Below are 13816 nucleotides of genomic sequence, written 5' to 3' on the forward strand. Positions count from 1 at the left end.
ATCCGCCCGTGTTCGTTCCAGCAAAATAAAAGAAGATTTATCATGACTAAAAAAATTGCCACATTGCATCCCCGTAATCCACATCAGGGACGTTATGATTTAACTGCCTTAGTTAAAACATACCCAGCGTTACAAGCGCACATAACGCAAAATCCGCGTGGAGAAGAAACGGTTGATTTTAGTGATGATAAAGCCGTTGTATGTTTGAACGCAGCCTTATTAGCACATTTTTACCAAGTACCAAATTGGCAGATCCCTGCAGGCTACTTATGCCCACCTATTCCAGGCCGTGCTGATTATATTCACTATATTGCAGACTTGTTGGCAGAAATGAATAGTGGCGAAGTACCAACTGGTAAACGTGTAAAAGCATTAGACATAGGTACAGGCGCTAACTGTATTTATCCTATTCTTGGTCATCGCAGCTATGGCTGGGGTTTTGTTGGTACTGATGTTGATAAAGTGGCTGCAAAAACCGCTAACGTCATTGTGCAAGCGAACCCAGGTTTAAACAAAGCAATTAAAATCGTGTTGAAAAAAACACCGGGCAGTATGTTTAAAGGTGTGATTAAACATAGCGATAAATATTCAGTGACTGTGTGTAATCCGCCATTCCATGCATCAATGGAAGAAGCTGCGGCAGGTACTGAGCGTAAAATTATCAATTTACACAAAGGCAAAGCAGCGCCAACCAATACCACTAAGTTGAACTTTGGTGGTCAACACACAGAACTTTGGTGTGAAGGTGGTGAGCTACGCTTTGTGAAAGACATGGCGAGTGAGAGTAAAGATTTTTCTCAGCAAGTGTCTTGGTTTACCAGCCTTATCTCGAAAAGTGAAAACCTAGAACCGTTAGAAGCGCATCTAACTGCGATTGGCGCTAAACAAATTCGCGTGATCCCAATGTCGCAAGGTCAAAAAGTCAGCCGTATTTTAGCGTGGAGCTTTATGGATACTGACGAGCAACAGCAGTGGGCTAGCGAACAGTGGTAACCAGTACAAGCAAACTATCGCTTAAGGTACTGGCAGAATGTGCAGTATTTAGGTAGATTAAAACGGCAAGCATCGCGCTTGCCGTTTTTGTATCTGAGATCCTGATAGGCAATCTCAACTTCACCACAAACGATAACTTAAGGAATGATGACATGTTGGTATGGCTTGGTTACAGTTATGTGGTGTTGAGCCTCATCACGTTGCTGGTATATGGTAAAGATAAGTGGGCTGCTAAACGACAAGCATGGCGAACACCAGAGCGTACATTACATATATTGGCATTGTTAGGCGGTTGGCCTGGCGCGATGATCGCTCAAAGACTCTTTTCTCATAAAAAAAGTAAAGTTAGTTTCAAACGCATTTTTTGGTTAACGGTTGCTGGTAATTTACTCATTGTATTAGGCATTTTTCAAATTGACCCGAGTTATGTCGTTATTAGCTGATTGTTTGATGTCAAATTTTTCCACTGATTTACACACTTTTACGTTATCTATACTAGGTCTTTGTTTTATTGTGGTATACCATTTCGGCCTTATTATGCTAATTACGGCTATTTTGAACGATAATCGGGTATTCATTAATGTCGTTAATTAAAAAAAATAAATTAAAACTAGCACTAATGTGGGTGCTATTAACCAGCACATTGCTGCTTATCGTCGCGCTATTACCAGTGGGTGATAACATCGAGACGAAAGCCACGATAAAGGCGACGCCTAAAGTCGTAACCGAGTTAACGTACGAGCCTGAATTACCACTGTATGACGCTAATACACAAGCTGAAACAGTGACAGAGTCGACGGTCGCATCGATTGCCAAAGAGCTAGCCAAGTCGTATCCGAAAACGATTAACTACGTGATCCAAAAAGGCGACACGCTAGGCGGTATCTTTGAGAAACTGGGTTTAAGTCAAACCAGTTTATATCAGATCCTCGAAGTGGATTTAAACGTACTTGCGTTAGATAGCATTAAGCCTGGGCAAACCCTCATTTTCACTGAATTCGAAGGATTATTAACACGTCTTGAATTACAAATCAGTCTTGCGCATCAAGTGGTTTATACTAGCGCTGGCGATAATGGTTTTGAATTTGAGCAAATAACCCTTGATGGTGAGTGGCGTGAGCACAGTTATATAGGCAAGGTAGAATACAGCTTTGCAGGCTCTGCGAAAAAAGCTGGCTTATCGTTATTTGAAGCACAATTTATTGCCAGTTTATTAAAAGATAAAATTAATTTCAGTCGTGATTTACAGATCGGCGATACGTTTAAAGTATTGGTATCGCGTCAATACATTGGTGATGAGCGCTCGGGTGAAAATCGTATCGAAGCGGTGAGTATTAATAACCGCAGCCGTAATATTAGTGCTTATTTGTATGAAGGTACTTATTATGATGAAGCGGGATTAAGCATTGAACGTGCCTTTGTACGTCGTCCGGTGAGCAGTAAATACCGTATATCATCGAGCTTTAATCCAAGACGTTTACATCCAGTTACGGGTTTATTACGTCCGCATAATGGTACTGACTTTGCAACGCCGATTGGCACCCCTGTTTTCGCCACTGGCGATGGTGTGGTATCACGCGTGCTTAATCATAAGTATGCAGGCTTGTATATCGAGATCTCAAATGGCCAAACTTATCGTACCCGTTTCTTACATTTAAGTAAGGCGCTAGTACGTAAAGGTCAACGAGTGAAACGTGGGCAGAAAATTGCGTTATCAGGCAACAGTGGTCGTATTACCGGACCACATCTGCATTATGAGCTACATTTACGTGGCCGAGCAGTGAATGCCATGACGGCTGATATTCCGATTGCAACAGCGATTGGGAAAAAGCAGCAAGCGGCATTCAAACTGGCGTTAAGTAATTACCATGCCGCATGGGATGAAGTTAAAAGCTAACTTTACCACGCATATTTTTAGTCTTCCCACGCTGAGTCTTAGTGTCCATACGTTTCTTTTTGGCATTACGACTTGGCTTGGTTTCACGACGCGCTTTTTGGATCACTGTCGCTTGTTTAATTAATTCGACCAAGCGTTCAAACGCTACCTGCTTGTTAAAATCTTGGCTGCGAGATTCTTGCGATTTTATTATAATGACACCATCTTTGGTGATGCGATGATCACGTAGTGCTAATAACCTTTCTTTATAAAACTCCGGTAATGACGAAGCCTTGATATCAAAGCGCAAATGAATCGCTGTTGATACTTTATTCACGTTTTGACCGCCTGCACCTTGTGCGCGAATGGCTTGAATATCAATTTCTGAATCGGGAATTGACACATTGCTAGAGATTACGAGCATTAATAAACCTTGGTGTTTGTAGTTCTTGAAGTCGTTTGAGTATCTGCCTATGATACTCCTGTTTCCTGCGATTGTTAATTTTCAATTTTTTTGCCGTTATTATCTTCTAGCTCAGTGAGAGTATTTCTATGATCATTAGACCGGTCAGGATGAGTGATGCACACGCCTTATCCATCCTATTTACCCAATTGAATACTGAAACGCCGTTTATGGCAATGGGTGAACAAAATAGTGCCGCTGAACTCTGTGAACATCTGGCGTTATTTATTAACTCGCCAACACAAGTGCTGTATGTCATCGAGGCTGAGAATCAACCGTTACTTGGTTTTGCGATTGGTATCGCCGCCTATATCAGTGGGGATCGTCACAGTGTCTCATTGGTTATTGGTATTGAACAAGCGAGTATCGGCCGGGGACTCGGGCGGCAGTTATTATTACAGGTTGAGGCATGGGCTCGTCTACATCAATTACAACAGCTCGAATTAACCGTGATGGTTAATAATATCAATGCCATCAAGTTCTATGAAAACACAGGGTTTAAGCAGCAAACGATAAAGCCGTCTGGGATGGTTGATGACTTGGCGAGTAATGAATTATATATGCGCAAGGCCGTTAAATAACCTTGCACTGGTTGAGTTACGGGGAGGGAACAGGGTAAACTAGCGATTCTTTGTTACGCCGTTTTATGAGTTCGTATTCGATCATATCTTAAGCGTATTTGATGCAATCTCTAGGACTCTTTCTCTTGGCTAAACGTCCCGTAACTGATGACACTAAAAAACCTGTCAGAAAACGTAAAACACCAGCGCAATCAACCGTAAACAAAACAGCAAAAAAAACAACTGCACGCAAAGTCACAAAAAAGAAAACCAAGAAAGCTAAAAATCGCACTTGGAGTCGCAGTCTTGCCATCTTCTTACTCAAATTTAGTTTGGCGTTTTCGGCTATCTTTGTTCTCTACGGCATGTATTTAGACAGTAAAATTCAAGCGCGATTTTCTGGCCCTATTTGGAAAACCCCAGCACAGATCTACGCACGTAGTTTAGAGCTCACGCCAGGTATGTTTCTGCCTCACGATAAACTCGTCGAAGAACTGGTCTTACTGAATTACTTAAAAGTATCCAAGCCTCGTACTGCAGGGCAGTTTTCAGTATCAAAAACGAAAGTTGAATTATTACGCCGCAGCTTTACCTATCTCGATGGTACTGAGCCTACTCAAGCGTTATTTTTAACCTTTGCGGATAATCGCTTAGTCAGTATTCGCGATCAGAAAACGGGTAAATACCTCAACTCCGTCAATCTTGACCCTATGTTGCTTGATACCTTGCAAGCACCTAATCAAGAAGACCGTATTTTGGTAGAGTTACAAAATTACCCACAACTATTAATCGATACTTTACTGCTGGTGGAAGACCGTAATTTCTACCATCATAGCGGCGTGTCGCCCGTTGCGATTGTACGTGCAGCATTCGCTAATATGAATGCTGGACGCACAGTGCAAGGTGGCAGTACCTTGACGCAGCAGTTAGTGAAAAACTTTTTCTTAACCCGACAACGTAGTTTTTGGCGTAAATTTAATGAAGCCTACATGGCATTGTTAATTAATTATCGCTTAAGTAAAGATGCGGTATTAAGTGGTTACCTTAATGAAGTATATTTAGGTCAAAATTACAGTGATGGTGTTTATGGCTTTGGTTTAGCGAGTTATTTCTATTTTGGTCGACCTGTACCTGAATTGAGCATAGATCAAATGGCGTTCTTGGTTGCTGTCGTGAAAGGCCCGTCGTTTTATGATCCATGGCGCTACCCAGATCGTGCGCTTGAACGTCGTGACATGATTATCCGATTATTATCTAAAAACGGTAAAATCAGCACTGCTGAATACCGTGCGGCAATAGCGCGTCCGTTAGGGATTATCCCACGTGGGCACATGAGCGTCTCTAAAGCACCGGCATTTATGTCTCTGCTGCGCCGAGAGTTAAAAACTACGTTTGGTGATGCGCTCTATGATCAATCAGGATTAAAAATATTTACCAGCTTAGATCCACTCGCCCAGCGTGCAGCAGAAACTGCGATCAGTGCAAGCTTACCGCGCTTAGAAAGAGCCCGTAACATATCAGGGTTAGAAACGGCTATGGTGGTGACCGACCGCCATTATGGACGGGTGACTGCGATTGTCGGTGGCCGTAATACTCAATATGCTGGTTTTAACCGAGCACTGGATGCCTCGCGTTCAATTGGCTCGGTGGTGAAACCCGCGATTTATTTAACTGCGTTTGAACAAGGCTATGATCTGAACTCACCGTTAGCGGATAAACCGCTGCGCTTGAATAACCAATATGGCAATAACTGGACGCCGAAGAATTATGATCGTAAATACCGTGGCGAAGTGCCGTTATATCAAGCCTTGATGCAATCGCTTAACGTACCGACGGTTAATTTAGGCATGGCGCTTGGCGTTGATAATGTCATTGAAAGTTTAAAACGCTTAGGGATTAAAAAAGTGGATAACCACTACCCATCAATGTTGTTAGGTGCGTTAAATATGTCGCCATTTCAAGTATCACAAATGTATCAAACGATTGCGACTGCAGGCGAATATCATAAGTTAACGAGCTTAGTCGCAGTGGTTGATGAAGATGGTGATTTGGTTTACCAACAAGACTTAAAAGGTAGCCGTCGTTTTGATCGTAAATACACGGATTTGACGATTTATAATATGACCTTGGTCGCTAAGCAAGGTACTGCGCGCCGTTTAAGTTGGCAATTCCCTGGTACTAACTTTGCCGGTAAAACCGGTTCTACCGATAAACTTCGTGATAGCTGGTTTGTTGGATTAGATAACCGCGATGTCGTGACTGTATGGGTTGGTCGTGATGATAATAAGACGTCGACACTAACCGGATCGAGCGGGGCATTAACGGTATTTGGCGATTACATGAAATTACGCGGAGCAGATAGCCTTGCCGTGAATTAAGATACGCAAGTGTAAGTGCTCATATTGTAAAGTAGGCTCAGTTCATGAGTCTGCTTTTCCCTGTCACGGAATCGCTGCAAGTAAGCGCTCATTTAAACAGTCGCTAGACTGACCTATTTCTCTTTTCTCTATTTCTACAAACGACCTAAGCTAGATTACTCGAAGGTTCGCATCTGGATACTTTGAAACATTGCCGATATTACATTTCAACTATCGATTTAACACTTTGCTATCATTTGTGTTACCACTTGTTATCAATCAGCTCAGGAAAATTGCCGTTATTTCTCATAAATTAAGATTTTAAATATCGTAAATTAACCATAAAGTATTATTTCACTCTGTAAAATAAGATGTGGAATAGTCTGGGATCACAAAGAAATGGCGATATTCCATAAAGCATTAAACACACAACATTGATCACTATTTTAGCGTTACTAACTTACTACAATATATTTTGATATTTATAACAACCACTTAACTATCGTTTAAGGATAAGCGTAATGAGTATAAATAGAACTAAGTTAGTGAGAAAAACATTTGCACTGAGTAGTCTAACAGCAGCATGTTTAATAACATTTAACGTACAAGCAAATACGTTTGATTGTACGGATATTGCTCTGTGGGATCCGCAAGCAACCTATGAAAAAAAAGACACTCAAGTACAAAAAGATGGTCTCGTATACATAAACAAATACTGGGCAACAGGAACGGATATTCCCGACCCCGATGCGCCTTCTTGGGCTAATTGGCAAAAGCAGGGAAGTTGTGAAGGCACAGACCCCGGTACAGATCCCGGCGTTGATCCTAACCCTACGCCGGCGGTAGCATTGGTGATGCCAAAACGTGCTAACCCTGTGTCACTGAAAGTAAAAGGCTGGCCAAGCACATTAGCAATGGGGACGATCTCTGATACGACTTCTGCGATGAATACCCAGCTAGCGGCTACACAAGTTGATTCAATCTTTGCAGCGCAAGCAAGCAGCCGTGGCGTGCTTATAGAGCCAACGGTTATCACTCATCTTATTAAACAAGCGCGAGATATCGAAATTGGTAGCACAAATGCAGTATTACCTACAATTGCGCTTACTACAGTCGATGCCAATGATGCTGTTGCTGCTGATGACATTGTTCACTACGAAAATTTAGTTATCCATTTCCAAAACATGATCCGCGCAAGCGCAACAATGCAACAAAGCAAAGATGTTTCTCATGCTAACCCTGCTTCTGTTGTATTAAATGCAGGTTTATTAGAAAGCTGGCAATCACCTGAGTTTACAACTACCTATGGTAAGCAAAATGCTTGGACTGTGATTGAAGTTAAAAAAGCATTAAAAGAAGCAATTAGTAAAGAAACCGCTTATCAAGTGATAGATGTCGACGGTGTTAGCAGCGCACTTAGCCAACTTTATGACTTAACGGCCTTGCAAACAGAAGTGGATAGCTTAATTGATAACAATATTATTGGTTGGGTGCAATCACAAAACTTTATCATGAAACGTTTTAGTCCAGATATCGCATTTGGTTGGGTTGCTCCGCGTATTGACAGTGCTGATGTACACGCTACTCACTCGGGTTTGGGAGCGGTTTGGAGTAAAGCTTCAAATGATGCAACTGCATTTATTTTGTCAATTCAAGCATATAAAACAAATGTGCTGCAACCGGACTTTTTAGCATTTGATAAAGCCGAAGATGATGCATTCTCTGCAGCAGGTCTTAGCAATGAGGTCTATGGTGCGAAACAATGGGATACCTATTTAACTTACGTAAAACAAGTGACTGATTTCTTAGATAAACCCGCAATGTTATGGCAAATTCCTGGTGGTCACTTGCCGAGTAAAGCCGATACCACGCCCCTCACTCAAGTGTCTGCTGCGGGTAGTTACTTTATGGGTGACAAAGGCATTGCCAACTCTGTCGACAACATTCGCTTGGATGTAACAAGCCAAGTATTAGATGCGACCGTATATGGGTCAAGTAGCGCTGGTTCTGTCCTACAACCTGCTAAAGATTATGATTGGGGTACTAGCCGTCTGCGCCATGCGGCATATAGCAATGTATTTGCAATTCAATGGGGTGGCGAATCATCTGTCAGCGTGACGGGTAGTAACTGGCTGCAAGATAAGGTGGTTAACTATCAAAGCAAAGCTAAGGTACCACTTTATTTTTCAGGTACTGGCGATGAGAGTTCGAGTCAAATAACCACTATTGCACAGTTAAATCAAGATTTAGCCGCCGCTGAAAATCAAATGGATAATGAAGTATTTCTTTCTCTTCAAGCAAATGGTTCTTACATCCCCTCAACCGTTTATAAGTGGGCTGATTTCTTAGCTGCACTGAGTCCAATGCATAATGTGGGTGTTGCTGACGTGAAATTCTGGCTAATGGATCCAGCAGTCGATGATGCAACCAATACCTTATATGCAAAAGTAGCGATTGCTGCTTTCCTTGCACAGAGCATGAAAGAGACAATCAAATACAACGTATGCGACGAAAACAACTGGTCAATCAATACTGGTGAGCCTATTGATTATCCAATGACTGCTTCTTGTGGCCAATTACAGCAAGACTACGCCAGCTATGGTGAAGATGCTTTAGGTAACGATAATCCATACTCTTGCCCCCGTAATAGTAAAATGGAAGTGTCTGCATTAACGAATGCAACTTGGTATGGTGCTCCGGGACCTCTGTTTGCTGCGCCTGATGCGGTATTGGAAGAAAAAGGTCTGCTAGTGAACGGTAGTGCTGGCTACTGGGAAACGAGCTCTTGGTGTAATACCGCCGAAGCGGGTCCAATTGAGGAGAATAAACAGGTTTATGACCGTAATAAATGCGAAACATACTCAGGCCAAAAAGCGGGTGGTTTTGTGTGGAATGGTATTGCAGGGAAATCCGTTGAAGGCTGTGGTTGGTGGGGGCGTGGTGTTATTCAAACAACTGGTCGTTTGAACTTTGGTAAACTAAATCACTTTATTGGACGAAGCCATGTAGACGCCGATAATATTGGTAAAGTGATCCAAGGTACTAAGGTTGATGCCGCACCAGAAAACCCATTATATGCAGATCTTGACCTTTGCTCTGAACCAGAATTAATTTGTAGTTCAACCGAGCACGGTGAGCTTAAATGGATTGCAGGTATCTTTTTCTGGATGAATGAAGTGCAAGGTTATAATGATGTTGGTGGCCCTTATGCGGACTGGAATTACTTCACAGAGCTGAAAGCTTATGTTGATGGTGGCCTAGTCGGTGATAAGTTTATTAATGACACTTCAGGTATCGTCAACCGTGGTTGCCCAGATGATAAATGTCTGAAGCCTGATGGTGTATTAGATCCTGTTGATGGTTTAAAAGATCGCGCTGATAACTTCAAAAAAGCACTCAAGGCAATGGGGGTTAACGCGAGTTAAAGCGAATGCCATCTATGTTTTATATTGACCAATAATAATAACGGTGAGCGCTCTAACTTGATTTGGTCTAGTTAGAGATCGCTCACCGTTATTAGTTATTCATTCATTGTTACTGTGTTGTTCGTGCTACTTAGAGGAGACCTTCTAGGTTAGAAGTGACCTTCTAGACCAACGAATACACCGTCAATTGTTGCATCAGCTTTTACGTCATCAACTTTAAAGTCAAGTTGTTGAATTCGGTAACCCGCGCGGATAGACCAATCTAATACATAACCTGGGTTTAGCATGAACGCTAGACCAATTTCAGCATCGCCATATACATCGCCAGTGATACCAATAGCATTTACCATTGCGAATGCTTTAAGTGGGAACATTGGCAGGCCTACTTCACCGTAAGCATAACCCATCGGTAATGGACCTGAGAATGACACATCAGTAGAGCCATCTTCAAATGTACCGTTCAGTTGACGCCAAGTAACACCCGCATCAAGCGATACGATGTCATTGTCTAGGAATTCATAATAAAGCGTGAAATCAACTGTTTTTAAATTAACATTTTCGTTTGCTGAAGAGCCTTCAACATCTACATTTGAAAAGCTTAATGCTGCATTTGGGATTAATGGAATCGGGTGTTCCACTTTCACATACATACGGTAGTTGTAAGTATCTTCATAACCACCAGTAGCAAGGTCATCGCCTTTGTAGCTCATTGTGCCATCAACGCCTGATTGCCATACGTCGGCACCAAAGTAGGTACCAATAGCGTCAGCCATTACGTTGTTTGAAAGACCGGTAAGAAGAGTTAGTGCAAGTAGTTGTTTTTTCATAATGAGTCCATGTTCATCTATGTAATTATGTCGCGCAACAGTAAGCGTCCTTAGTTAATTAGTATTAGACATTTATTCATTAAATCCTAATGCTATCAACTCACTGTTAATACTTTCGGCCAGTGTGGAAAAAAGTTTAGCGTTAATATTAATTTTATAAAACCGTGTGATACACGGTTATTTTTGTCGGCTATTATACATTTTGCAGTTAAATAATCATGTTTAATACGCTATTTATGTAATTTTAACCAAAGTAGTTGAACTTATTTTTAACTAGTACTTTTACGAGGTAAAAAAAAGGCACAAAAAAGCCCTGAAATAGGGCTTAATTAAATAATGAAAATGGTACTTTCATCATACTTTTTACGGTGAGCTTGTTACGCTAGTTTAGCAAAACAACGTTCAGCCGCTGCAATTGTTGCTTCAATATCTGCACTGCTATGTGCTGTAGATAAGAAACCAGCTTCAAATGCAGACGGTGCAAGATAAACACCTTCAGCTAACATAAGGTGGAAGAACTGCTTAAAGCGTTCTGCGTCACATTTGAATACGCCTTCAAAACCAGTGATCTCAGCTTGGTCTGTAAAGAAGAAGCCAAACATACCGCCAACATAGTTTATCGCTAGTGGGATATTTTGACGTGCAGCTGCCGCTTTAAGGCCTTCAGCTAATTGCTTCGTGCTAGCACTTAATTGCGCCGCTACTTCTGGCTTGTCAATTTCGTTAAGTGCCGCTAGACCAGCCGCCATTGCAATTGGGTTACCCGATAACGTACCCGCTTGGTATACAGGGCCTGTTGGCGCAATGTGTTGCATGATTTCAAGTTTACCGCCAAACGCGCCTACTGGCATGCCGCCGCCAATTACCTTACCTAATGTTGTTAGGTCTGGCTTAACTTGATAGTGTGCTTGTGCACAGCCAGTCGCAACGCGGAAACCTGTCATGACTTCATCAAAGATAAGTACTGCATTGTATTTATCACAAATTGCACGTAGACCTTGTAGGAAACCGTCTTGTGGCGGAATGCAGTTCATGTTGCCTGCAACTGGTTCTACGATGATGCAAGAAATATCTTCTGGGTACTCAGAAAATAACGCTTCAACGGATGCTAGGTCATTAAACGTTGCTGTTAATGTGTGTTTAGCAAAATCAGCTGGGATACCTGGAGAGCTAGGTTGGCCTAATGTCAGTGCGCCTGAACCTGCTTTAACTAATAACGAGTCTGCATGGCCGTGGTAACAACCTTCAAATTTTAAGATCTTGTCACGATGAGTGTAACCACGTGCTAGACGGATCGCACTCATGGTTGCTTCTGTACCAGAGCTAACCATACGGATCTGCTCCATTGATGGCACCATAGATTGTACTTTTTGCGCCATGATCACTTCGATTTCTGTCGGCGCGCCAAAGCTTAAACCATTTTCAACTGCAGCCAGTACCGCTGATTTGATAGCAGGGTGGTTATGACCCAAGATCATTGGGCCCCAAGAACCAACATAATCAATATAGGCGTTGCCGTCTACATCGTAGATACGAGCGCCTTCGGCACGTTGAATAAAGAGTGGGCTACCACCAACGCCATTGAATGCACGTACTGGTGAGTTAACGCCACCAGGAATAATTGCTTGAGCTTGCGTGAAAAGTTGGCTTGATTTTGACATCTGCAATCCTTTTATCTACTGTCTGGGACTAATTATGGAGAAAATTTCAGGCGCTCATTATACCTGTTCATTGCTTTAAACGTAGATTTTTTACATTTTTAGCGACTTACATTTAACTTGTCTTTGTTTTCATCGGAAGAATCGTTAAAATAGCGCTTTATTTTTATCCATCCTCACGAAAAGGCCACCATGTTTAAGTTTATTAAACCGCGTTACATCGTATTATTGGCGCTCGCTATATTATTAGGTTATGGCTTTTCTTACCTGAAAGGCATGGAGTCAGCAGCAAAAATCACCATGAAAGATGATGAAATTGCACGACTTGATACCGCCTTTGCAGAAACCAGTAAGGTCAAAGCTCAAGTTGAAGTCGAGTTGCAAACCTCACAGATCCTCGTAGACCAGTTAACTGAACAACAACGTATTTTGTTTAATGAAAATGCCGAGCTAAAACGTGAACTCATTTTTTATCAGCGTATAATGGCGCCTGAAGACGTTATTAACGGGGTGCAATTAGAAAGTCTGACGTTTATTCCCGAAGTCAGTGAAGATTATTACTTTATGCAAGTTGTACTGATGCAAGTACAAAAGAAAAAACGCCATATTAAAGCCAGTGCAGACTTGGTGTTTTATGGCAGTGAAGAAGGCGAACCTGCAGAATATCGTTGGAGTGAATTGGTTGATGAAAAAGAGCAAAAGCTAACATTTTCATTCCGTTACTTTCAAACGATAGAAGCCTCAATTAAATTACCGCTGGGTTTTGTGCCAGAGCGTGTTGCCTTTGTAGGGAAGGTAAAGGGCAATCGTTGGAATTCAGGTCTTAATTTAAAACAAAACTTTGATTGGAGCGCTGTATTGCAAAGCAGTGATACGATCTCGGGGTCATAAGCGCCGATTATAGACATCCGTGATAAAGAGCCGACAAACGATAGTTGACTGAATTAGTCAGGTATTAGATAATTGAATGTATAAATCGAGTTTAAGTGAGATCAGATATGGAACTATTTACAGACGTTGGTGCAACTCAGGCTGACAATAACGAGATTGTTGAACAAGCTGTTACACCTGTTGCTGTGGAAGCAAGTGCAGATGATATGGCATTACCTATTTATTTTAGTGATAATGCTGCAGCACGAGTGAAAGAGTTGATCACAGAAGAAGAAAATCTAGCGCTTAAATTACGCGTGTATGTAACTGGCGGTGGTTGTTCTGGTTTCTCTTATGGTTTTACTTTTGATGAGAAAATTAACTTTGGTGACACAGTGATTGAAAAGAACGGTGTCACTATGGTTGTTGATTCAATGAGCCTACAATATTTAGTTGACGGTACTGTTGATTATATCGATGGCTTAGAAGGTTCACGTTTCTTAGTAAATAACCCTAACGCAACAACAACTTGTGGTTGTGGTTCAAGCTTTTCGATCTAGCGTTATCGTTCGAATAACTCAATTTTTCAATCGCAACGTCGGTTGAATTTGAGTTATTGATTCGCACTTAGCGTCCGTTAAGTGCGCGTATTTCCCGTTATAATCCCCTCGTTATAAAAATATTAATACTTATAGCTTATTTTTTAATGTTTGTGACCGATCGTCTTATTTTTAGATGGTAACCATTCCTATCTCGCAAAATATGTTGCATCATAGTTGCTCAATTA

Annotated in this window: 11 protein-coding genes; 8 read left to right on the top strand and 3 right to left on the bottom strand. The window is 41.7% G+C overall.

What is annotated here, in order from left to right; all coding sequences use genetic code 11:
* Nucleotides 1–42 precede the first annotated feature (42 nt).
* The 3 genes from rlmF (at nucleotide 43) to JFU56_RS09040 (ending at nucleotide 2890) form a co-directional block, all read left to right on the top strand.
* A complete protein-coding gene (rlmF, locus tag JFU56_RS09030) occupies nucleotides 43–993 on the top strand; it encodes a 23S rRNA (adenine(1618)-N(6))-methyltransferase RlmF (protein WP_198436966.1) in 951 nt (316 codons plus the stop codon).
* A gap of 152 nt (nucleotides 994–1145) precedes the next feature.
* Nucleotides 1146–1436 (top strand): DUF1294 domain-containing protein, encoded by a 291-nt coding sequence (locus JFU56_RS09035; protein WP_198436967.1) that lies wholly within the window; start codon nucleotides 1146–1148, stop codon nucleotides 1434–1436.
* Between the two features lie 137 nt (nucleotides 1437–1573).
* The gene (locus tag JFU56_RS09040; RefSeq protein ID WP_198436968.1) at nucleotides 1574–2890 is read left to right on the top strand and encodes a peptidoglycan DD-metalloendopeptidase family protein; all 1317 of its coding nucleotides are present in this window, start codon (nucleotides 1574–1576) and stop codon (nucleotides 2888–2890) included.
* Here JFU56_RS09040 and arfB read toward each other — a convergent pair.
* Nucleotides 2880–3293, bottom strand: coding sequence for an alternative ribosome rescue aminoacyl-tRNA hydrolase ArfB (gene arfB, locus JFU56_RS09045; RefSeq protein WP_198436969.1), 414 nt, complete (start codon nucleotides 3291–3293; stop codon nucleotides 2880–2882). The two genes, JFU56_RS09040 and arfB, sit on opposite strands and share 11 nt — an antisense overlap.
* Before the next feature lie 128 nt (nucleotides 3294–3421).
* Here arfB and JFU56_RS09050 point away from each other — a divergent pair, with 128 nt between their 5' ends.
* The 3 genes from JFU56_RS09050 to JFU56_RS09060 all read left to right on the top strand — a co-directional run bounded on the left by JFU56_RS09050 (nucleotide 3422) and on the right by JFU56_RS09060 (nucleotide 9674).
* Nucleotides 3422–3913 carry a GNAT family N-acetyltransferase gene (locus tag JFU56_RS09050; RefSeq protein ID WP_198436970.1) on the top strand — a complete coding sequence of 164 codons (492 nt, stop codon included), beginning with the start codon at nucleotides 3422–3424 and terminating at the stop codon, nucleotides 3911–3913.
* Nucleotides 3914–4038: 125 nt separating this feature from the next.
* A complete protein-coding gene (mrcB, locus tag JFU56_RS09055) occupies nucleotides 4039–6270 on the top strand; it encodes a penicillin-binding protein 1B (RefSeq protein WP_198436971.1) in 2232 nt (743 codons plus the stop codon).
* 500 nt (nucleotides 6271–6770) lie between these two features.
* Complete coding sequence (locus tag JFU56_RS09060) at nucleotides 6771–9674, top strand: chitodextrinase precursor (protein WP_198436972.1); 2904 nt, start codon at nucleotides 6771–6773, stop codon at nucleotides 9672–9674.
* A gap of 149 nt (nucleotides 9675–9823) precedes the next feature.
* Here the strand turns inward: JFU56_RS09060 and JFU56_RS09065 are convergent, their stop codons facing one another.
* Entirely contained in the window at nucleotides 9824–10501 is a 678-nt protein-coding gene (locus tag JFU56_RS09065; protein WP_198436973.1) for a TIGR04219 family outer membrane beta-barrel protein, read from the bottom strand.
* Nucleotides 10502–10878: 377 nt separating this feature from the next.
* Nucleotides 10879–12162, bottom strand: a complete 1284-nt coding sequence (gene hemL / locus JFU56_RS09070; RefSeq protein ID WP_198436974.1) for a glutamate-1-semialdehyde 2,1-aminomutase — start codon at nucleotides 12160–12162, stop codon at nucleotides 10879–10881.
* Nucleotides 12163–12351: 189 nt separating this feature from the next.
* On the opposite strand from hemL, the gene JFU56_RS09075 reads away from it, so the two are divergent.
* Together JFU56_RS09075 and erpA are read left to right on the top strand one after the other, a co-directional pair.
* Entirely contained in the window at nucleotides 12352–13050 is a 699-nt protein-coding gene (locus tag JFU56_RS09075) for a DUF6776 family protein (protein ID WP_198436975.1), read from the top strand.
* Nucleotides 13051–13256: 206 nt separating this feature from the next.
* Nucleotides 13257–13589: an iron-sulfur cluster insertion protein ErpA gene (gene erpA, locus JFU56_RS09080; protein WP_036336781.1), complete on the top strand. Its 333-nt coding sequence runs from the start codon at nucleotides 13257–13259 to the stop codon at nucleotides 13587–13589.
* Nucleotides 13590–13816: the final 227 nt, after the last annotated feature.

Source organism: Moritella sp. F3 (assembly GCF_015082335.1).
Classification (GTDB): Bacteria; Pseudomonadota; Gammaproteobacteria; order Enterobacterales; family Moritellaceae; genus Moritella.